Source organism: Actinomycetota bacterium (genome assembly GCA_004297305.1).
Lineage (GTDB): Bacteria > Actinomycetota > Actinomycetes > S36-B12 > FW305-bin1 > FW305-bin1.
Genome location: SCTR01000001.1, coordinates 75,077 through 96,102 on the forward strand (window position 1 = coordinate 75,077; position 21,026 = coordinate 96,102).

The window sequence follows — 21,026 nt, forward strand, 5'->3', positions numbered from 1 at the left end:
CCCGTTCACCTCGTGATCATTCTTCTGACGTGATCATCGCCTTCTGGCGTAGAAACTAACCCTCCGATCGACTGTTGTCTACAGGGTCCGGCATGGAAGTTGGAGTGGCGGCGACGCCGTGAACAGCACCTTGCCGAAGTCGCGCGGTCCCGCCGTGCTCGTCATGCGCGATGGCGACGTATCCTGACCCGTTGCGCAGATCCGGTACTGGCCCGACACTGACTGGCTCAGTCACCATGATCCGTTCTTGCAGAATGGGGATCTGCCCGGCGCGCTGGTCGCAGAGTTCTACCGAGGGGTCGCAACCCGAGCAGTGCAGGCGCGACGGCGGAGCGAGTCAGCCGACGGTGACGTCGGTGACCGGAAGCGACGAGTCCGCGCCGATCGCCAGGTCCGCTCCGGGACGGCCGGCGGCCAGCAGTTGGGCGCCGAGCGCGGCCACCATCGCGCCGTTGTCCGTGCACAATCCCGGCCGGGGTACACGTAGTCGGATACCCGCTGCAGCGCAACGCTGTTCAGCCAGTGAGCGTAGCCGGGAGTTCGCCGCGACACCGCCGCCGACCAGCAGGTCGCCGACGCCGTACGCGGTGCAGGCGGCCACCGCCTTGGCAGTGAGGACGTCGACCACGGCCTCCTGGAACGCCGCCGCCACGTCGGCTACCGGCACCGGCTCGCCGTCACGTTCCCGCAGTTCGACCCACCGGGCCACCGCCGTCTTCAGCCCGGAGAACGAGAAGTCGAACCGGTGTCGCGCCAGGTCTTTCGGCGCGCTGAGCCCGCGGGGGAAGCGGACGTACGCGGGGTCACCGGCGCGGGCCTCCCGGTCGATGTACGGCCCGCCGGGGAACGGCAGCCCGAGGACCCGGGCGACCTTGTCGAACGCCTCGCCGGCCGCGTCGTCGATCGTGGCGCCCAGCGGCTCGATGTCCACCGTGACGTCCCCGACCAGCAGCAAGGAGCTGTGCCCGCCGGAGACCAGCAGCGCCACACAGGGTTTCGGCAACGGGCCATGTTCGAGTGCGTCGACTGCGACGTGCGCTGCCAGATGGTTCACCCCGAGCAGCGGGATGCCCAGCCCAAGGGCCAGAGCCTTCGCCGAGGCCAACCCGACCAGCAGCGCGCCGGCCAGCCCTGGTCCCGCGGTGACCGCGACCGCATCGACGTCGCGCAACCGGACGCCGGCCTGCTGGCAGGCGCGCTCCAGCGTCGGCACCATGGCCGCCAGATGGGCGCGGCTGGCGACCTCCGGGACGACGCCGCCGAATCGGGCGTGCTCGTCGACGCTGCTGGCGACCGCGTCGGCCAGCAGCGTCGTCCCCCGCACCAGGCCGACCCCGGTCTCGTCGCACGAGGTCTCCAGCCCGAGCACGAGTGGGGCGTCCACGCCGGTCACGACGCGGCCGCCAGCGGGCGGCGGCGCATCACCCAGGCGTCCGCGCCGGGCCCGTAGTAGTCGCGCCGCACCGCGATGCGAACGAAACCGGCGCGGTCGTAGAGCCGTTGCGCGGCAACGTTGTCCGCTCGCACCTCCAGCAGCATCTCGGTGCAGCCGCGCGCCAGCGCCGTCGCGATGAGCGCGTCGAGCAGCGCAGCTCCGACACCGCGGCCGCGGCCGCGGGGCGCCACGGCCAGCGTCTGGACGTCGGCCTGCGGCGCCACGGCGTACAAACCGGCGTACCCCAGCAGACCGCCCGGGTCCTCAGCCACGACGTACCACCGGGTGTGCGGCACCCGGGCCAGTTCTCCCCAGAACTGTTCGGGCGACCACGGATCCGCCGGGAACACCGTGACCTCCAACGCCTGTACGGCGGCCAGGTCCCACCACCGCATCGGACGTAACGACACCGCCGGCTCCGTCACCGGTGCGGTCGTCATGGTGTCGCCCCTCATCGCAGCACCGGCTTGCGATTCCCGCCGGCAACCGCGTCGGGCCGGCGCAGGTAGAGCGGCTGCGGTGGCAGCAGCGGCTCGCCGCGCGCGAGGGCCGCCGCGGCGAGGTCCGCCAGGCACGACGCGGCAACCGTCACCGGTGCCCCAGCGTCGCCGCGGCCGGCGAACGCCTCGGGGTAGCGGGCAGCGCCGGGACCGACGACGGGACGGGCCCCGATCGCGGCCGCAGCGACGTCCGGCGGTCCGACGTGCGGCCCGTCGCCACGCCGACCCGCCGCGTCGTAACAGGCCCAGTGCACTTCGCCGCGCAACGCGTCCGACGTCGCCGCGAGCGGGCCGGCGATACCGCGGTCCCGGGCGGCCGCGGCGACGGCGTCCAGCGAGCAGACGCCGTACACCGCGACGTCCACGACGTAGCCGAGTACCACCGCGGTCGCCAGTCCCACCCGCAGCCCGGTGAACGGGCCGGGACCGACGCCGACGGCGATCGCCGTGAGGTCCGCCGGGCGTGCCCCGATGGCCGAGATCGCCTCGGCCACCATGGGAGCCAGCAGCTCGCCGTGACCTTGCGCGGCGGTCTGCGTCCGCGCCACCAACGACGTCGAGCCGTCGTGGATCGCCACGGTGATCTGCGGCGACGACGTGTCGAGGGCGAGCAGCAGCACGCCGACGAACTTACCGGCGGCTCATGAGGACAGGCTGCCGTGCTCGCTGCAGCGGGCGGTCCACCCGGTCGGCGTCACCTGCACGACCATGCGCCGCCGGCACTGCCCGCAGTACCGCGGCGGCTCCAGTTGCCGCCGCCGGCGGCATTCGCCGTGGTCGGCCGCATCCAGTCCCACACCGCAGTGATCGCAGTAGCCGACCACCGTCGAATCCGCCGCCGTCACAACGAACTCGACAGCGCCTTGATGGGCATCCGCAACTCGTCCAGCAACTGCAGGTCCTCGGCGGGGTCGCGGCCCAGGGTCGTCAGGTAGTTCCCGACGATGACCGCATTGATGCCGCCCAGCAGGCCGTCGCGGGTGCCGAGGTCGCCGAGGGTGAGTTCTCGGCCGCCGGCGTACCGCAGGATCGTGCGCGGCATCGCCAGCCGGAACGCCGCGATCGTCCGCAACGCATCGGCGGCCGGCATGACGTCGCGGTCACCGAACGGCGTACCCGGCCGGGGGTTCAGGAAGTTGAGCGGGACCTCGTCCGGTTCCAGGGCGGCGAGTTGGGCCGCGAACTCCGCGCGCTGCTCGATCGACTCGCCCATCCCGACCAGCCCGCCGCAGCACACCTCCATACCGGCCTCGCCGACCATCCGCAGCGTCTCCCAGCGCTCCTCCCAGGTGTGGGTGGACACCACGTTCGGGAAGTACGACCGGGCCGTCTCCAGGTTGTGGTTGTAGCGATGCACCCCCATCTGCACCAGGTCGTCGACCTGCTGCTGGGTGAGCATGCCCACCGACGCGGCCACCTGGATGTCGACCGCGGCGTGGATGGCCGCAACACCTTCGCGCAGTTGCGTCATGAGCCGTTCGTCGGGACCACGGACCGCGGCGACGATGCAGAACTCGGTAGCGCCCGTCGCGGCCGTCTCCTTGGCCGCCTGCACGAGCGCGGGGATGTCCAGCCAGGCTGCCCGGACCGGCGAGGAGAACAGGCCGGACTGGGAGCAGAAGTGGCAGTCCTCCGGGCAGCCGCCGGTCTTCACCGACACGATCCCCTCGACCTCGACCTCGGGCCCGCAGTGCGCCATCCGGACCTCGTGCGCCAACGCCAGCAGCTCCGGAAGCCGGTCGTCGGGCAACAGCAGGACTTCGAGGACCTGGGCCTCGGACAACCCGATGCCCTGCTCAAGCACCTGCTGGCGGGCCACTGCCAAGACATCGCTCACCCGTGTTGCTCCTTCGTCATACCGACCCGCTGATCCGGACGTCTTCGGTACGGCGGAACGCCGCCGCGTCGAAACTGCCGCCGAGCGAGGGTCCCAGACCGGCGCGGGCGACGTGGCAGAACCCCGCCCGATCGAGCTCACCGGCCCGAGCCGGCAGCGCGCCGGCCAGCGGCCGGGCGGCGAGCAGCTCGAGATCGGCGAGGTTGCTGCGGTCGTCCAGCCCGGGCTCGGCCGGCCACGTACCGATCACGACCCCGGCCAGCTGGAGCCCGCGGTGGGCCATCGCCTCCAACGTCAGGGCGGTGTGGTTCAGCGTGCCCAGGCCGGCCGCGACCACCACCAGCACCGCGGCGTCCAGCGCTGCCGCCAGGTCGGCGATCGTGGCGCCCGCGGCGTCGTACCGCACCAACAGTCCGCCCGCGCCCTCCACCACGACCAGGTCCCGGTCGGCCGCCAGCGCGCCGATGCGGCCGGCGGCTGCGCCCAGGTCGACCGGGGGCAGGCCGGACAGCCGTGCCGCGGCGGCCGGTGCCAGCGGGTCGGGGAAGCGGCCGTACTCGTGGAGATCCATGACCCCGCTCAACCGCCGTACCTCGTCCACGTCGCCGGGCTCACCGGGTCGTACGCCGGTCTGCCCGGGCTTGACCACCGCCACCGACGCGCCGCGAGCCGCCGCGAGCGCCGCGACCGCCGCGGTCGTCACCGTCTTGCCGACCCCGGTCCCGGTACCGGTGACGACCAGGACGCTCACGGCCGCGACCCTACGACGGCTGCGGCGGCGCGCAGCGCGGCCGCTGCTCGCTCCACGTCGGCGTCGGTGAGGTCGGCGCGCGCGGTCAACCGCAGTCGCGACACCCCACCGGGCACCGAAGGTGGACGGAAGCAGCCCACCCGGACCCCGGCCGTCGCACACGCCGCGGCCGCGGCGACCGCGTCCTGCGGGCGGCCGACGAGGACCGCGGCCACGGCACCCTGCGGCGTCGTCACCGACAGGCCGGCCGCCGACGCCGCGGCGGCCAGGTCACGGGCGCGACGGCGTACGGCGCTCGCCAGTTCCGGATGCTCGGCGAGGATGCCCAACGCGGCCAGCGCCGCACCGGCGGCGGCCGGGGCGAGGCCGGTGTCGAAGATGAAGGCCCGCCCGGAATCCAGCACGTGCGCGATCACCGCGGCGCTGCCGACCACGGCGCCGCCCTGGCTGCCCAACGCCTTGGACAGCGTGACGGTCCGGACCACGTCCGGGTCGGCGGCCAGGCCGGCGGCGTGCACGGCTCCCCGCCCGCCCTCGCCGATCACGCCGAGCCCGTGCGCCTCGTCCACCAGCAGCGCGGCCCCGCGCGCCCGGCAGACCGCGGCCAGCGCGGGCAGGTCCGCCAGGTCACCGTCGACGGAGAACACCGCGTCGGTCACCACGACCGCCCGCGGTTCCGACCGGGCCGCCAGCGCCGCGTCGACGGCAGCGACGTCGGTGTGCGGGACGACGGCGACCCGGGCCCGCGAGAGCCGGCAGGCGTCGACGATCGACGCGTGGTTGTACGCGTCGGACACGATCAGGTCACCCGGCCCGGCCAACGCGCCGAGCGCGCCGAGATTGGCCAGGTAGCCGGAGGAGAACACCAGCGCCGCTGCCGCTCCCAGGTGGCCGGCGAGCGCGGCCTCCAGCTGGCCGTGCAGCGTCGTGGACCCGGTGACCAGCCGGGAGCCGGTCGCGCCGGCGCCCCAGGTGTACGCCGCCGCGGCCGCTGCGGCGACGACGTCGGGGTGCCGGCACAACCCGAGGTAGTCGTTGCCCGCCAAGTCCAGTGAGCCGTCACCGGCGGCGTCGCGCGGCGCGAGCCGGCGTCGCAGGCCGGCGGCCTCCCGGGCCGCGGCGTACTCGTCCAGCCAGTCCAGCGCGGTCACTGCACGACGGCCCGGATGGCAGCGTCGGCGACCTGGACGAGCTCGTCGAGTTGGGCATCGTCGATCGCCAGCGGCGGCATGAGCACGACGACGTCACCGAGTGGCCGGAGGATGACGCCGAGCTCGCGAGCCTTGCGGCACACCGCCATCCCGGTCCGGTCGGTCACCGAGGCGACCTCGATGCCGGTCATCGTGCCGAGCCGGCGGATCTCGGTGACGCCGTCGTAGGTGGCCAGTCCGGCGGTGAGTTCCCCGATCCGCTCGCCCACCCGGGCGGCGTGGGCGACGGTCCCGCGTTCGACGAGCAGCCCGAGGTTGGCGATCGCTGCGGCGCAGCACAACGGGTTCGCGGTGTAGGTGTGCCCGTGGAAGAACGTACGGCCGGCCGACGGGGGGCCGAGGAATGCCTCGTACACCGCCTCGGTCGCCAGCACCGCCGACAGCGGCAGGTACCCCCCGGTGATTCCCTTGCCGCACACCAGCAGATCGGGCGCGACGCCGACGTGGTCCACCGCCCACATCCGGCCGGTGCGGCCGACCCCGGTGGCCACCTCGTCGACGATCATGAGCACGTCGTGCCGGTCGCACAGCTCGCGGACCCCGACCAGGAACGCTCCGTCGTGGGTGAGCATGCCCGCCGCGGCCTGCACCAGCGGCTCGACGATGACCGCGCAGACGCGGTCACCCTCCCGTTCCAGGAGTGACGCGAGTTCGGCCAGCACGGCCGCGGCCCGCTCGGCGCGGGGCTGGCCGGCGGCGACCAGGCCCGGGCAGGAGACCATCCGGCTCTCCAGCATGATCGGCCGGTAGGTCTCGTGGAACAGCTCCATCCCCCCGACGCTGACCGCGCCGAGGGTGTCGCCGTGGTAGCCCTCCGCCACGTGGACGTACAGCGGTCGCTGCTGTCCCCGCTGCGCCTTCGACTGGTACGCCATCTTCAGCGCCGCTTCGACCGCGGCTGCCCCGTCCCCGGCGTAGAACACCCGCGTCAGCCCGGCCGGGGCGCCGGCCAGCAGCGCCTCCGCCAAGACGATGCCGGGCTCGTGGGTGAGACCCAGGAAGGTCGAGTGGTCGAGCCGGTCGAGCTGGGCGCGTACGGCGGCGTCGATCTCCGGCACCCGGTGGCCGTGGACCGTCACCCACAACGAGGACACCCCGTCGAGGTAGCGGCGGCCGTCGCTGTCCCACAGGTACATGCCCTCGGCACGGTCGATGACCAGCGGGTCGTCACTGGCCCACGCCGAGTGCGCGGTGAACGGGTGCCACAGGTGGGCCAGATCGCGGGCCACCAGGTCCCGGGTCCGCGCGGTCAGCTGGGCGTCGGTCACGGCCGGAATCCTCCCAGTGCCGAGTCCGTGGCCGCCGCCCTGGGCCGGTCGGGCAGAATCACAGGCCGTGCCCGACCTCGTCCTGGACGCCGCCGATCCCGGTTTCGCGGCCGATCCACACCCGGTCTACGACCGGCTGCGACGGACCGGGCCGGTGCAGCAGGTCCGGTTCGCCAACGGGTCCACCGGCTGGCTGGTGACGTCGTACGACGAGGCGCGGCAGGCGCTCACCCACCCGGATCTGTCCAACACGCTGCGACCGGGGACCGCGACGTCCGGTGCCCGAGCCGTGCTGGAACGCCACATGCTGACCTCCGACGCCCCTGAACACACCCGGCTGCGGCGACTGGTCACCGACGCCTTCAGCCCGCGCCGCATCGCCGCGCTGACGCCCGTGGTGCGCGACGTCACCGACGGGCTGGTCCGCCAGCTGCTCGCATCAGGACCGGGCCCGCTGGACCTGGTGTCCCAGTTCGCTTTTCCACTGCCGGTCACCGTGATCTTCGAGGTCCTCGGCGTCCCGTTGGCCGATCGGGACGACCTGCGCTCGTGGACCTACACGGTCGCGTCGCCGAACGGGCCGGCCGGTGACGCACCGACTCAGGCCGCGTGGGCGCACATGCTGCGGTACTTCGCCGACCTGATCGCCGCGAAACGCGCCCAGCCCACCGACGACCTGTTCAGCGACCTCGTCGTCGCCGAGGACGACGGCGGCCGGCTGACCGAGGCCGAACTGCTCGGTATGGCGTTCCTGCTGCTGTTCGCCGGCTACGAGACGACGATGAACCTCATCGGCAGCACCGCACTGGCCCTGCTGAGCGACCCGGCGCTTCGCGACCAGCTGCGGGCCGAGCCTGCCCGGCGCGACGCGGCGGTCGAGGAGTTGCTGCGCCACGCCAGCCCGATCGAAGGCGCCCTGTGGCGCAGGGCATTGCGCGACGCGACCGTCGGCGACGTCACGGTGCCGGCCGGCGACACCGTGCTGGTCCTGCTCGCGGCGGCCAACCGCGACCCCGGTCGCTTCGACCGGCCCCACACGCTGGACTTCGACCGGCCGGCCAGCGCCCACCTCGCGTTCGGCTACGGCGCGCACTACTGCGTGGGGGCTCATTTGGCACGACTGGAGGCGCGGATCGCCTTGGGAGCGTTGCTCGACGACGTGCCGACGCTGCAACTGGCCGCGGACCCCGCCGACATCCCGTGGCGGCCGGGTTTACTGGTACGCGGCCCGGCGCGGCTGCCGGTCACGATCTGACCACCGACTCCCAGGGTCTGCGCACCTCAGGACAGCAGTGCCGCGGGACAGCAGTGCCGCGGGCCGCAGCCCGTCGGGGGCATCAGTGCCTCGGGAATCTGGGCCGCGGCACAGCAGGTGATCGGCCAGGATCGACCCCGCAGGATCGGAGGAGCCGATGACCGACGTACGACGGCAGTTCCGGCGTGCCGTACGGCGACTGCGCAACGCCGCCAAGCCCGCGGTCACCGTGACCGCACCACCGACCGGGGTGGTCGTCGAGCGCGACGTCGTGGTCACGATGCCGGACGGGGTGGACCTGCGCGTCAACGTCTTCCGGCCCGACGCCGGCAGCGACGGCGACCGTGCCCGGCCCGGCCCGACGTATCCGGTCGTGCTGTCCGCTCACCCGTACGGCAAGGACAACCTGCCCCGGCGCAAGCCGGCCTGGCTCGGCGGCGGCTACACCTTCGCCGCGCAGTATCACGCCTTCCCGCAGCCGGATCCGATCAGCTTCTCCGCCTGGACCAGCTGGGAGGCACCGGATCCCGGCTGGTGGGTACCGCGGGGCTACGTCGTGGTCAACGCCGACCTGCGCGGGTTCGGCCACTCCGACGGTACGGCCGAGTTGCTGTCGGAGCAGGAGGCGGCCGACTACGAGCAGCTCATCGCCTGGGCCGCAAGCCAACCGTGGTCCAACGGCCGGGTCGGGCTGCTGGGCGTGTCCTACCTGGCCCTCGCGCAGTATCGCGTCGCCGCCCGCCGGCCACCGCACCTGGCGGCCATCTGCCCCTGGGAGGGTTTCAGCGACCTCTACCGCGACTTCGCTCGTCCCGGTGGTGTCCGCGAGGACGGGTTCCTGCCGCTGTGGAGCCGGTTGACGGCCCGCGCCGGCCGGGTCGAGGAGGACCTGCGAGCGCAGCAGGCCGCCCGCCCGCTGTGGGACGACTGGTGGCAGTCCAAGACGCCCGACCTGACCGCCATCGACGTCCCGATGCTGGTGTGCGGCAGCTTCTCCGACCACGATCTGCACAGCCGAGGCTCGTTCGAGGCCTTCCGCCGGGCCGGGTCGGCCGACAAGCGCCTGTTCACCCATCGCGGCGGGAAGTGGTCGACCTTCTACTCCGCCGAGGCCCTCGCCGCCCAGCACGCCTTCTTCGAGGACACCCTGGTCGCCGCTCCCGCAGCGGTGCCGGCCACTCCTGCGGTACGCCTCGAGGTCCGTTCAGCCGGCGCCGTCGTGGCCGACGTCCGGCACGAGTCCGCCTTTCCCCCGGCCGGGACGGCCTGGCGTACCTGGTATCTGACCGCACCGGGCGCGCTGGTGGACATCGCGGCCGCCAACGAGGCGACGTACCGGTTCGATACGGCGACCGGCCGTGCCCGGTTCGTCCGCCGGATCGCCGAGGACGTCGAGCTGGTAGGGCCGGTGGCGCTGCGGCTGTACGTCGAAACCATCGACTGCCCCGACATCCATGTGTTCGCCGGGATCGAGTTGTGGCGCAACGGCATCCGGGTGGGCTTCGAGGGCTCGTATGGCTTCGCCGACGATCTGCTCACCCACGGCATGCAGAAGTCCTCGCACCGCGACCTGGACCCGGACCTGTCCGCCACCGGCGTGCCGGTCCACTCCCACCGCGACGCCGTCCTGCATGAGCCCGGCGAGATCGTGCCGGTGGATGTGGCGCTACTGCCCTCGGCGACCCGCGTCAGCGCCGGCGACGAGATCCACCTGGTGGTGCAGGGCCACTGGTTCTTCCCGGTCGATCCGCTGCGCGGCCAGTTCCCGGCCAAGTACGAGGCGTCGCCGCCCGGAACGGCTGTGCTGCACTGCGGCGGCCGGTACGACGCTGCGCTGCTGGTTCCCGAACTGGCCGTGCCGACGTCGACGCCTACGCCAACGTCGGCGAGTTCACGGTAGCGGCGCAATCGCCACGTCGTACGGCACGTCGAGGACGGCGATCCCGAACCGGGCCAGTTGGCCGCGCAACTCGGTGGCGGCCAGGACATCCGTGGTACGAGAGCGCCAGCCACGCACGATGCTGCGCGCGCCTGAGGGTCCAAACAGCGCGACGTTGCGGGCGGTCGCCGTCGGATCGTGCCTGATCCAGGCCACGATGCCGGCCAGACCATGGGCCCGGATGGCGCGCGCCCAACGCTGACTGGTCGGCCGGTCGTCGCCGGCGGACAGGTCCAGGGTCACGCCGTACGTCGCCGCCCGTTCGTGCCCGAAGTCCGCCAGCGTCAGTCGCGTGCCGACCCGGGTCACCGTGAACAGGGCCCGCGACGCCGCGTCGGCCCGCGCCACGATCCTGGTCTGGCCGAACACTTCCAGCCAGGCGCCGTAGGCCCGATCGGACAGCGAGCAGGTCCCGTCCGGCACCGGCAGGTCGAACCGCCCGCTGTCGGGCCGCCCGCTGCTGGCGAAGAACCACGGCGTGCGCACCCGGCCGTCGGCGTCACGACGCCGCACGATCCGGTAGAGCACCTGGCCCAGCGGCAGCCGCGTCGTCGGGAACCCACGCAGCTGGGTGGGCGGCTCGGCCGGGGTCGGCACCTCAGGCGGCCAGCGCCGCGGCCCACTGCCGAGCCAACTCGACGACTCGGGCAGACTCGTTGCGCCGCAATGCTTCGACCGGCGTCGAGCCGTCCAGCCCAGCGGCCGGTGACACCAGCCAGGACGCCAGCGTCCACCGCGAGACCGCGCTGTCCGGCACCGCGTCGAGGACCTCCGCCAACCCGGGCACGACGGACCCGGCCGCGAACTGGAACGCCGGGTAGACCACCCGACCGGAGCCGGTCCGCAGCGCCAGCAGGTTGCGGCGCTTGCTGACCGCCTGGCGGCTGATCGGACGCCCGCCGTATGCGAGCAACCGGCCGACGCTCTCGGCGTCGTACAGCGGGCCGAGGTGCTCCTGCCACGCCGCCGCCGCGTCCACCACCCGGTCGGCGGTCAGCTGGGCCAGCAGCTCGGGATCCGCCACGCGCGCCAGCGACGCCCCACCGGGATCGCGCCGTACCAGTTCGCCGACGAAGGATTCCAGCCAGCGCGCCTGGCTCGCGGTGACCTCGACGCGTCCACCGCCGGGAAAGCGCAGCGCCTGCGCGCTGTCGGTCATCGCGCCTCCTGTCAAGGTTGTCAACCGACGGTACGCCGGGCTCTGTCACTAGTCAACGTTGTCAACGTGGCCGAGGGCGAACTCAGCTGCGGACCAGCCGGGCGATCGCCTGCGAGGCCTCCTCGACCTTCTGCTGCGCCTCGGACCCGCCGTCGGCTACCGCCTGCGTCACGCAGTGCCGCAGGTGCTCGTCGAGCAGCTCGAGCGAGAACGCTTGCAGCGCTTTGGTGACGGCAGCGACCTGGGTCAGGATGTCGATGCAGTACTGATCGGTCTCGACCATCCGCTGCAGGCCGCGGACCTGGCCCTCGACGCGGCGCAGCCGCTTCAGGTGGGCGTCCTTGCGGTCGCGGTAGCCCGGCTGCTTCGCAGTGCTCACGGCGCCCTCCCGGCACGGTCGGCGACGGAAGGATCGGCCCGTCGCCGACGACGATACCCCCGCGGGGTATTCCGTACCAGCGCCCGCTGGCGGCGGTCGCCGCGGGCACGCCGGCCCGGCGACGACGGCCGGCACTACGCCAACTGCGCGAGCAATGTTCGGGTCTGCGCCGCACCGGCCGCCACGGTGCGGCAGGTCAGCACCAGCCAGCTGGCCACACCGTCCGGTGCGCCGGTCGCGTAGCCGCGGATCGCTGCGACGTACGCCGGCCGGCCGGCCGCCAGCACACCCTCCTCCGGGACCAGCAGGAGATCGGGGTCGACGCCGCGGGCGCTCAGTACCAACCGCGCCGCGGCCCGGGCCACCAGCCCCGAACCCCACCCGAACGGCCGCAGCGCCAGCAACTCGCCGTGCACCAGCCCGGCCACGACAAGGGCCGGGGCCGTCGTCGGCCGCCGGAGCACGCCGGTCAGCGCGTCCAGCCGCGCGGCGACCTCTGCCGGCCCGGGCAGCGCGCCGCCGATCCGCAGCGGGTCGTCGGCGACGTCGTCGTTGCGGGGGCGGCCGACCCGCGCGTCGGTATCCAGCCCGCCGGCGGCCAGCCGGTGCAAGGCCGCCAGCGCCTGCGACGGCGCGTGATCGACGGTGGCGGTCAGGCCGCGCAGCCCGTGGTGCAGACGCAGCGACGCCGCGGCCACCCGGCCGATCGGCGAGTCGTCGAAGGCAGCGCCGGACGCGAAGGCCGCTAGGCCGAGATCCGCTCCCTCGAGGGCGGCATCGGCCCGCGCGGACTGCAGCAACGCCTGCGCCGCGACCGCGGCGGCGTTGGCGCGCAGCGTCCGGTCCCACAGCAGGTCGTCGACTGCCGCACGCGCGCTGGCCGCGGCCGCCGCGACGCCGGGAAGCTGCGCGAGCAGCGCAGGGACGTCCGGACCGGCGCTGGGCACCCGCTGACGCTAGCCCGTCACCGGTCGGGCGACCGGCACAGGGACCGCGACCGGCGGCGGTTCGGCGCCCTGATCGACGACCCGCGCGCAGCCGCGGTCACCGGCGCCGGGCCAGTGACCGACGTACGACGCTAGTGACCGACGTACGACTGGGTGCCCTTGCGCTGCAACGCCTTCAGCACCTGCGGGTCCTGTGCGTCCAGCCACTGGACGAGCTCGTCGAACGAGACGAAGCGCACGTCGGGATGCGCCGCGTGCGTATCGGTGATGAACGACGTGAGTGCGTCGCGGTAGGCACCGCACACCCAGGTGTTGAAGTGGTTGCCGAGGATGAGCGGAGCCCGGTTGCCGGCGTACACCGCATTCAGCGCGTCCTGGTAGGTCTGGTACGTCGACTGCCGGATCCGGTCGCACGTCGCCTTCGGCGCGGTGACCGCCGCCTTGTTCTGCGCGTAGAGGAAGTTGTAGTCCATGGAGATCGCCGACTTGCCGTAGCCGGCGATCTTCACCGTCTGCATCGGGATCTCCCACAGCCGATACGCCGACTGGTACGTCGGCCACCGCAGCGAGCCGGTACCGGAACTGTCGTACGTCCAGCCGTTGTGGGCGAAGACCGGCAGGTACTGGTCGCGCTTGCCGGCCAGGCACGGCGTACGACCGCCATGAATCACCCCGGTGGTGAACGGCAGCGAACCGGATACCCCCGGGTTGTACTTCTGCCAGTTGTCGACGAAGTCGTCGAACTGGTCGATCTCGCTCTGCCAGTCCGCCGCGCTCCAGGTCCCCACGCCCTTGCTGTCGCAGAAGTGACCGAGGAAGTGCGAGCCGATCTCGTGGCCCTCCCGGTACGCCGCTCCCCAGTCGGCGATGCGTTGCTCGATCAGCGAGGCGTCGCCGAACCCGATCGCGGACGTCCCGACCGGCTTACGGGGCGGCCGGTAGGCGAAGCGCTGCGCGTCGGGCAGCACGCACAGGCCCGACAGGAAGAACGTGAAATGGCCGCCGACGCTGGCGGCCAGGTCCCGGTAGTGCTGCATCAGGTCGTGCTTGCAGGCACCGTCGAAGCTCACCACGACGAACTGCGGCGGCTGTTGGCCGGGAGCCAGTTTGGTCACCGCGAAAGGTGGTTGCGTGACAACGGGCTGGCTGGGCGAGCTGCCCGGGGTCGCCGACGACGAGGGACCCGACGACGCCGGAACTGACGATGCCGAACCTGACGGCGACGGGCCCGACGGCGAGGGCGAGCGGCCGGTCGCCGATCCGGTCGGCGGGGACGTGGGGCCGGGCGCCTGGCCGGCGCTGGTGTTCGACCGGGGCAGGACGCCACCGACCACAACCCCGAGCACCACGGCCACGGCGAGCAGGACCGGGACGACGACCCGCCAGCGCACCGTGCGGCCTCCTGTCCGTCGAGTCCACGCGGTCGCGCCGGACCCCTGCGGGCGGCCCCGGCGGGCGCCCCACTCGTAGCATCGTCTCCGACGCGGTCGTGATCAGCGGCGTTCCACGCCGGTGATCGACGATCATTCTCACCGCCACGTCAGTCAGGGCACGACCCACGAAGGACGGACATGAGCCACGACACTGTCGAGAACCTGCTCCGCGAAGACAGGGCGTTCCCCCCTCCGCCGCAATTCGCCTCGACCGCAATCGCCACTGCGGACTGGTACGACGAAGCGGCCGCCGATCGTCTCGGGTTCTGGGCGCAGCAGGCCGGCCGGCTCAGTTGGCACACGCCGTTCACCGACGTCCTGGACTGGTCGGACGCCCCGGTGGCGCGGTGGTTCACCGGCGGCAGGCTGAACGTCGCCTACAACTGCGTCGACCGTCATGTCGAGGCCGGCCACGGTGAGCAGGTCGCGATCCATTTCGAGGGCGAACGCGGCGACACCCGCGACCTCACCTATGCCGACCTGCAGCGTGAGGTGAGCCGGGCCGCCAATGCGTTGCTGTCGCTCGGCGTGCGAGCCGGTGACCGGGTGGCGATCTATCTGCCGATGATTCCCGAGGCGATCGTGGCGATGCTCGCCTGCGCCCGCATCGGCGCCCCGCACTCGGTCGTCTTCGGCGGTTTCTCCGCCGAGGCGTTGCGTTCGCGCATCGAGGACGCCGGAGCAGTCGCCGTGATCACCGCCGACGGCCAGTTCCGCCGCGGCAAGGCGTTGCCGCTGAAGCCGGCCGTGGACGAGGCGGTGGCCGAATGCCCGACCGTGCAGTCCGTGCTGGTCGTACGGCGTACCGGCGAGCAGGTGGCGTGGACCGCCGACCGTGACGTGTGGTGGCACGACGTGGTCGACAGCGCCGACCCGGTGCACGAGCCGGAGGCGTTCGACGCCGAACACCCGCTGTTCATCCTGTACACGTCCGGCACGACCGGGAAGCCGAAGGGGATCCTGCACACCAGCGGCGGGTACCTGACGCAGGCGGCGTACACCCACCGCGCGGTGTTCGACCTCAAGCCCGACACCGACGTGTACTGGTGTACCGCCGACATCGGCTGGGTCACCGGGCACACGTACATCGTCTACGGGCCGTTGGCGAATCGCGTCACGCAGGTCGTGTACGAGGGCACCCCGGACACCCCGCACCAGGGCCGCTGGTGGGAGGTCGTCGAGAAGCACCGGGTGTCGATCCTCTACACCGCGCCGACGGCGATCCGTACCTGCATGAAGTGGGGCGACGACATCCCCGGCCAGTTCGACCTGAGCAGCCTGCGGCTGCTCGGCAGCGTAGGCGAGCCGATCAACCCCGAGGCGTGGATGTGGTACCGCCGGGTGATCGGCGGCGAGCGGTGCCCGATCGTCGACACCTGGTGGCAGACCGAGACCGGCGCGATCATGATCAGCCCGCTCCCGGGCGTCACCGCGACCAAGCCGGGCTCGGCCATGGCGCCGCTGCCCGGGATCAACGCGGACATCGTCGACGACGGCGGGACGCCCGTGGGCCACGGTGCCGGTGGCTATCTCGTCCTCACCCAGCCGTGGCCGTCGATGCTGCGCGGTATCTGGGGTGACCGGGAGCGGTACGAGGAGACGTACTGGTCGCGCTACCCCGGCCGGTATTTCGCCGGCGACGGCGCGAAGTACGACGACGACGGTGCGATCTGGCTGCTGGGGCGGGTCGACGACGTCATGAACGTGTCCGGCCACCGGATCTCCACGACCGAGGTCGAGTCCGCCCTGGTGTCGCATCCGGCGGTGGCCGAGGCCGCCGTGGTCGGCGCCGCCGACGAGACGACCGGGCAGGGGATCGTCGCGTTCGTGATCCTGCGCAGCGACAGCACGTCCGCCAACGGCAGTCACACCGATGGCAGTCACACCAGCGGTAGTCGTGCCAGCGGTGACGACCTCATCGCCGAGCTGCGGCAGCACGTCGGCACCCAAATCGGCCCGATCGCGAGGCCGCGGCAGATCCTCGTCGTGGCCGAGCTTCCCAAGACCCGCTCGGGCAAGATCATGCGGCGGCTGTTGCGCGACGTGGCGGAGAACCGGACGCTCGGCGACGTGACGACGCTGGCGGACCCCACCGTCATGAATCTCATCAGCGCCGGTCTGGCGACAGCCGCGCCGGAGGACTGAGCACTGGATCCGTCGCGGCCGCCCGCCCGCGTGCCGCTGTTCGGGCGCCTCAGCCTGCCCGAACGACGGTGGGTCGCCGAGGCCCTGCGCGACGAGACCGTTGGCGGACTGCTGCTACTGGCGGCGGCCGTGGTGGCGCTGGTCTGGGCGAACTCACCGGCTGGCGACAGCTACGCCGCGCTGGCGGGTTGGGAGGTCGGTCCGGCGGCGCTCGGGCTGCACCTGTCGCTGGCGACGTGGGCCGCCGACGGACTGCTGGCCATCTTCTTCTTCGTCGCCGGCATGGAACTCAAGCACGAACTCGTCCTCGGCTCGCTGCGCCGGGTCGGCAAGGCGGCGGTCCCGGTCGCGGCAGCGGTCGGCGGAATGGCCGTGCCGGCGCTGATCTTCGCCGGGGTGAACCTGGCCGCGCCGGACGGGTCGCCGGGCGCCTGGGGTATCCCGATGGCGACCGACATCGCGTTCGCGTTGGCGGTCCTCGCGGTGGTCGGCAGCCGGCTGCCGGTGGCGTTGCGCGCCTTCCTGCTCACTCTCGCCGTGGTCGACGACCTCGGCGCAATCGTGGTGATCGCGGTCTTCTACTCCCACGGCTTCAACGCCTGGGCCTTCCTCGCCGCGGTGGCCTGCCTGATCGGCTATGCGCTGCTGCAGCACTGGCGAGTGCGGACGCCGTGGATCTACCTGCCGCTGGCGCTGGTCACCTGGGACCTGATGCACGCCAGTGGCATTCACGCGACCGTCGCCGGCGTCGCGATGGGACTGCTGACCCGGGTCCGGGCAGATCCCGGCGAGGCGGCCGCGCCCTGCGACCGGCTGATCCACCGGGTGCACCCGGTGTCAGCGGCGGTCGCCGTCCCGCTGTTCGCGTTCTTCGCCGCCGGCGTCGACCTGCGGGGCACCGACCTGGCCACGACGCTGTCGTCGCCGATCACGATCGGCATCGTGGTCGGGTTGGTGGTCGGCAAACCGGTCGGCGTCGTGGGCACCGCGTGGCTGATGGCGCGGTTCACCCGAGCGAGCCTGGATCCGTCGATCGGCTGGCGCGACGTCGGCGCGGTGGGCCTCGTGGCCGGTATCGGCTTCACCGTCAGCCTGCTGATCGCCGCACTGTCGTTCGGCGACGACCCGAGCCGGTTGGCGACGGCCAAACTGGCCGTCCTGCTGGCCTCGGTGACCGCGGCCGTCGTGGCCGCGGCCGCGATCCTGGGCCGCAACCGCCACTACCGTCGCCGCCGTACGGCGCCAGACCCCGACACCACGACGCGGCAGCCGGACTGACCCGACCCGGCAGTGCTGCGCGCACGGACCGACGTGGCGCGACGGCTGGCCCGGCACTGCTGCGCACACGGACCGACGCGGCGCGACGACGCACACGGCCGACGCGGCGCTACGACGCACACGGCTGACGCGGCGCTACGACGCGGACGCGGGCTGACCGGGCGGCGAACGGCTAGCCTCATCGCGGTCGGTCGTGTGCCTACTGCAGGCGACCGCGCCGTCCACCGCCGTACCGCCTCGCCGACCCGGAGGTCTCGTGACCACCACCCCCCCGCTGCCGCCGTCCGAACCGGTCATCGGCACGACGGACGACGGCCGTGGCCCCGACACGGCCCCGGCACCGGGCATCCGTGCGCTGGTGAGTGCCGCCAAGACCGACGCCGCGCGGCTGGCCAAGGCCCAGGTCGAGCTCGCCCAGGCCGAGGCCGCCGCGGCGGGCAAGGCGGCCACGATCACCACCGGACTGCTGGTCGCCGCCGGCGTCGTGGCCTTCCTGATGTACGTCTTCGTCCTGCTGAGCCTGGCGTGGCTGCTGACCCTGTGGCTGCCGATCTGGGCCGGCTTCCTCATCGTCGCCGGCGCCCTGCTGCTCAAGGCAGTCTTGCTCGTGCTCATCGCCAGCCGGAAGGCCAAGGGCATCAAGGGATTACGGCGGTCCAAGGTGCAGCTGGAGCGGACGAAGGCTGCCTTGCGCGGGTCGCGCCCGGCGTGACCGGCGGCGCGCCGGGGCGGGTCCCGCTGCGCGTGCCCCGATGACTGTGGACGACGCGGCCGCCCAGTCCGAGGCGGTGGTACGCCGCCCCGGACCGTGGACGCACCGCGACGTGTCGGCCAACGGCGCCCGATTCCACGTCGTCGAGGCCGGCGACGGCCCGCTCGTCGTCCTCTTGCACGGCTTCCCGACGTTCTGGTGGACGTGGCGGCACCTGCTGCCGGTCCTCGCCGACGCCGGCTTCCGGGCCGTCGCCATCGACCTGCGTGGCTACGGCGGCTCGGACCACACCCCGCACGGCTACGACCCGTTTACGTTGTCCGCGGACGTCGCCGGGGTCATCGGTTCCCTCGGACAGGCCGACGCGGTCGTGGTGGGCCACGGCTGGGGCGGACTGGTCGCCTGGAGCATGGCCGTGCTGGAGCCAGACGTGGTCCGGGCCATCGTGCCGGTGGCGGTACCGCATCCCCGACGGCTGCGCGCGGCGATCCTGCGCCGCCCCGGCCAGCTGCGGCGGTCGTCGTACGCCGTCGGTCTGCAGTGGCCGTTCCTCCCGGAGCGCAGCCTCGCCCGTGACGACGCCGCCCGCGTCGAGTGGTTGCTGCGGGCGTGGTCGGGCACGCCGGGCTGGCCGGACGACGAAACCGCTTCGACCTACCGCGCCGCGATGCTGCTGGGCTCCACCACTCATACGTCGGTGGAGTACCACCGCTGGGCGCTCCGTTCGGTCGCGCGGCCGGACGGCTTGCGATACGCCCGAGCCATGCGTACGCCGGTCGACGTCTCCGTGCTCCACGTCCACGGCGGCTCCGATCCGACGATCCTCGCCGCGTCCATGGTCGGCAGCCAGCGCTGGGTCGCCGGCAGCTACCGGCTCGAGGTACTCGACGGATTGGGGCACTTCCCCCACGAAGAAGCGCCGGACCGGTTCGCCGGGACGCTGCTGCCGTGGCTGGAGACCGAGGACCGGTGAGCCCCGCGAGCCGGGACCCGGGCGGCGACGCGACGGCCGGCGGACGTGAGAGAGCCGGCGGACGTGAGAGAGCCGGCGGACGTGAGGAACCAGATGGGCGTCCGGCGCCGGTCGGTGACCGGCCACGCGACGCGCTGGGTCGGCCGCTACCAGCCGATGCCGACCCGGCGCTGGTCGTCCCCGGAGTGCCGGAGCGGTCGTTCGTCGACGGCTCCACCGCGGCTTCGGAGGCTGCGACGTACCTCGCCTCCGGTCGGCCGTTCCACGCCCACGAGGTGTACGAGCAACGCTGGCGCTGCGCGCCGCCCCTGGAACGTCCTGCCTGGCAAGCACTTGCGCAGTACGCCGCCGCCCTGACACAGGAGGCACGCGGCAAGTCTCGCGGTGCTCACCTGCTCGCGGCCCGCGCCCTCTCGTTGTGGAACTCCTACGACGGACCGACCCTGCCCGGCGTCGACGAGGCTGCGGTGGTCGCGGAACTACACCGGCTGGCAGCTGTCTGACCACGCCTCGGACGTGATGGCGGCGCGGTGGAGGATGAGTTGTGCGTCGTGGGTTCCGCCGTGGGGTTCGGCGGGCACGTCGACGACGTGCCCGGTGGGCATGTGCCATCGGAACGAGCCGGGTCGTGGTTGTTCCAGTGTCGCGCCGCTGTGATGCTTGAACTGGTGGTGCTGCCGGCACAGGGCGCCGAGATTGGCGGCGACAGTTTCGCCGCGCGGCCACGGAATCGTGTGGTCCAGGTCCGCGTGACGGGCCGGCTGCCCGCAGATCGGTATCCGGCAGGTCTGGTCGCGGGTCCTGACGAACTGCTCCAGCACCGCACCGGGCCGGTACGCGGTGGTGTCGGTCGCCAGCAGCTGCCCGGACACCGGATGGGTCAACACCCGGTACCACGCGGCGTCCTGGCCAGCGATCGCCCGCGCCACCGAGGCGGGCACCGGCCCGTACCCGGCCAGCTCCCCCGGGTCGTCGGCCAACCCCAGCAAGGTGACCGCCGGCACGCTCAGGTGCACGTGCGTCACCGGGATCCGGGTCGGCACCGGCCCGTCCAGCACCCCGCTGCCCAACGCTGCCAGGAACGGCGCGACCAACGCGTCGGCGCGCCGCTGATCCGCTGTCTGGCCGTCGACTGGCTGGCCATCGACCGCGCGGCCGTCGAGTGTCTGGCCGTCGAACATCTGACCGTCGAGTGTCTGGCCGTCGAGTGTCTGGCCGTCGAGTGTCTGGGCTGCGGCTTTGTGGCTGCGGGAGGTGCGGGTCGCCCGAGCGGCCTGGTTCAGCACGGTGATCACCGCGGCCAGCTCGCGGGCAGGCAGCACAGCTTCCAGCTGCCCCATCCCGTCCGGCAACGGCCACCACCGCACGCACCGCTCCCGTCTCGCTGCGCCACCTGCTCCTGAGTGGTCGCCGGATCGACCGTCAACACGATGCGCCGCAGCGCTTTGCGCAGCTGAGCCGAGGTCAACCCGGCCAGTCGCGGCACGATCCGATCCTGGATCTGCCCGGCAACCTCGACGTGGGCAGCCAGCGTCGCCGCGACGATGCCGGCCTTGTACGGCGACACCCGGCCCAGCGACAACTCCCGCCACACCCGCGGCCCGTGACTGGTCAACACTTCCGCCACGAACAGGTCCCCGCCAGCAGCGGTCATCGTCATCACCCGCGCGGTGGCCAACTCGGTGTCCGCCCAGGTCCGGCAGTTGTCGGCCTCCTCGCTGGTCGTCGTCGAGGTGATGTCGGGCAGGCCGGCGCCCAGCAGCTCCGGATCAGCGGGGCGAGGCAACGGGAAGATCCCCAACCC

20 protein-coding genes and 1 pseudogene are annotated in these 21,026 nt (G+C 72.7%); 7 read left to right on the top strand and 14 right to left on the bottom strand.

Features of this window, described 5'->3' with window-relative positions; genetic code table 11:
* Window positions 1-337: 337 nt before the first annotated feature.
* The 8 genes and pseudogenes from tsaD to bioA form a co-directional block, all read right to left on the bottom strand.
* Window positions 338-1,384: a tRNA (adenosine(37)-N6)-threonylcarbamoyltransferase complex transferase subunit TsaD gene (tsaD, locus tag EPO13_00355; protein ID TAK71322.1), complete on the bottom strand. Its 1,047-nt coding sequence runs from the start codon at window positions 1,382-1,384 to the stop codon at window positions 338-340.
* 5 nt (window positions 1,385-1,389) lie between these two features.
* A complete protein-coding gene (gene rimI / locus EPO13_00360) occupies window positions 1,390-1,875 on the bottom strand; it encodes a ribosomal-protein-alanine N-acetyltransferase (protein ID TAK71323.1) in 486 nt (161 codons plus the stop codon).
* 11 nt (window positions 1,876-1,886) lie between these two features.
* Window positions 1,887-2,555, bottom strand: a complete 669-nt coding sequence (gene tsaB, locus EPO13_00365; GenBank protein ID TAK71324.1) for a tRNA (adenosine(37)-N6)-threonylcarbamoyltransferase complex dimerization subunit type 1 TsaB — start codon at window positions 2,553-2,555, stop codon at window positions 1,887-1,889.
* Between the two features lie 21 nt (window positions 2,556-2,576).
* The gene (locus tag EPO13_00370; GenBank protein TAK71347.1) at window positions 2,577-2,759 is read right to left on the bottom strand and encodes a hypothetical protein; all 183 of its coding nucleotides are present in this window, start codon (window positions 2,757-2,759) and stop codon (window positions 2,577-2,579) included.
* A 17-nt stretch (window positions 2,760-2,776) separates the two neighbouring features.
* Window positions 2,777-3,772, bottom strand: a complete 996-nt coding sequence (bioB, locus tag EPO13_00375; protein ID TAK71325.1) for a biotin synthase BioB — start codon at window positions 3,770-3,772, stop codon at window positions 2,777-2,779.
* A gap of 16 nt (window positions 3,773-3,788) precedes the next feature.
* Window positions 3,789-4,658, bottom strand: a complete 870-nt coding sequence (gene bioD / locus EPO13_00380) for an ATP-dependent dethiobiotin synthetase BioD (GenBank protein TAK71348.1) — start codon at window positions 4,656-4,658, stop codon at window positions 3,789-3,791.
* A pseudogene (locus tag EPO13_00385) lies at window positions 4,547-5,674 on the bottom strand (8-amino-7-oxononanoate synthase). Before EPO13_00385 ends, bioD begins: the two are co-directional and overlap by 112 nt.
* Window positions 5,671-7,002 carry an adenosylmethionine--8-amino-7-oxononanoate transaminase gene (gene bioA, locus EPO13_00390; GenBank protein TAK71326.1) on the bottom strand — a complete coding sequence of 444 codons (1,332 nt, stop codon included), beginning with the start codon at window positions 7,000-7,002 and terminating at the stop codon, window positions 5,671-5,673. The pseudogene EPO13_00385 and the gene bioA overlap by 4 nt, the downstream one beginning before the upstream one ends.
* On the opposite strand from bioA, the gene EPO13_00395 reads away from it, so the two are divergent.
* Together EPO13_00395 and EPO13_00400 are read left to right on the top strand one after the other, a co-directional pair.
* Window positions 6,887-8,257, top strand: coding sequence for a cytochrome P450 (locus EPO13_00395; GenBank protein TAK71327.1), 1,371 nt, complete (start codon window positions 6,887-6,889; stop codon window positions 8,255-8,257). The genes bioA and EPO13_00395 overlap by 116 nt on opposite strands.
* A 157-nt stretch (window positions 8,258-8,414) precedes the next feature.
* Entirely contained in the window at window positions 8,415-10,157 is a 1,743-nt protein-coding gene (locus EPO13_00400) for a CocE/NonD family hydrolase (protein TAK71328.1), read from the top strand.
* On the opposite strand, the gene EPO13_00405 is transcribed toward EPO13_00400, so the two are convergent.
* The 5 genes from EPO13_00405 to EPO13_00425 all read right to left on the bottom strand — a co-directional run bounded on the left by EPO13_00405 (window position 10,149) and on the right by EPO13_00425 (window position 14,072).
* Entirely contained in the window at window positions 10,149-10,895 is a 747-nt protein-coding gene (locus EPO13_00405; GenBank protein ID TAK71329.1) for an RES domain-containing protein, read from the bottom strand. The genes EPO13_00400 and EPO13_00405 overlap by 9 nt on opposite strands.
* A complete protein-coding gene (locus EPO13_00410) occupies window positions 10,795-11,355 on the bottom strand; it encodes a hypothetical protein (GenBank protein ID TAK71330.1) in 561 nt (186 codons plus the stop codon). Before EPO13_00410 ends, EPO13_00405 begins: the two co-directional genes overlap by 101 nt.
* An 82-nt stretch (window positions 11,356-11,437) precedes the next feature.
* Window positions 11,438-11,734, bottom strand: a complete 297-nt coding sequence (locus EPO13_00415) for a metal-sensitive transcriptional regulator (GenBank protein ID TAK71331.1) — start codon at window positions 11,732-11,734, stop codon at window positions 11,438-11,440.
* A gap of 134 nt (window positions 11,735-11,868) precedes the next feature.
* Window positions 11,869-12,681 (bottom strand): oxidoreductase, encoded by an 813-nt coding sequence (locus EPO13_00420; GenBank protein TAK71332.1) that lies wholly within the window; start codon window positions 12,679-12,681, stop codon window positions 11,869-11,871.
* Window positions 12,682-12,812: 131 nt separating this feature from the next.
* Window positions 12,813-14,072, bottom strand: a complete 1,260-nt coding sequence (locus EPO13_00425; GenBank protein TAK71333.1) for a hypothetical protein — start codon at window positions 14,070-14,072, stop codon at window positions 12,813-12,815.
* A gap of 180 nt (window positions 14,073-14,252) precedes the next feature.
* Between EPO13_00425 and acs the strand changes: the two genes are divergently transcribed.
* The 5 genes from acs to EPO13_00450 all read left to right on the top strand — a co-directional run bounded on the left by acs (window position 14,253) and on the right by EPO13_00450 (window position 19,725).
* On the top strand, window positions 14,253-16,259 hold the full coding sequence (acs, locus tag EPO13_00430) for an acetate--CoA ligase (protein ID TAK71334.1): 2,007 nt from the start codon (window positions 14,253-14,255) through the stop codon (window positions 16,257-16,259).
* A gap of 3 nt (window positions 16,260-16,262) precedes the next feature.
* Window positions 16,263-17,537 carry a Na+/H+ antiporter NhaA gene (gene nhaA, locus EPO13_00435; GenBank protein ID TAK71335.1) on the top strand — a complete coding sequence of 425 codons (1,275 nt, stop codon included), beginning with the start codon at window positions 16,263-16,265 and terminating at the stop codon, window positions 17,535-17,537.
* A 193-nt stretch (window positions 17,538-17,730) separates the two neighbouring features.
* The gene (locus EPO13_00440) at window positions 17,731-18,249 is read left to right on the top strand and encodes a phage holin family protein (GenBank protein TAK71336.1); all 519 of its coding nucleotides are present in this window, start codon (window positions 17,731-17,733) and stop codon (window positions 18,247-18,249) included.
* A 40-nt stretch (window positions 18,250-18,289) separates the two neighbouring features.
* Window positions 18,290-19,222, top strand: coding sequence for an alpha/beta hydrolase (locus EPO13_00445; GenBank protein ID TAK71337.1), 933 nt, complete (start codon window positions 18,290-18,292; stop codon window positions 19,220-19,222).
* The gene (locus EPO13_00450) at window positions 19,102-19,725 is read left to right on the top strand and encodes a DUF309 domain-containing protein (protein TAK71349.1); all 624 of its coding nucleotides are present in this window, start codon (window positions 19,102-19,104) and stop codon (window positions 19,723-19,725) included. The genes EPO13_00445 and EPO13_00450 overlap by 121 nt, the downstream gene beginning before the upstream one ends.
* Here EPO13_00450 and EPO13_00455 read toward each other — a convergent pair.
* Window positions 19,702-20,925, bottom strand: coding sequence for an HNH endonuclease (locus tag EPO13_00455; GenBank protein ID TAK71338.1), 1,224 nt, complete (start codon window positions 20,923-20,925; stop codon window positions 19,702-19,704). The genes EPO13_00450 and EPO13_00455 overlap by 24 nt on opposite strands.
* Window positions 20,926-21,026 lie beyond the last annotated feature (101 nt).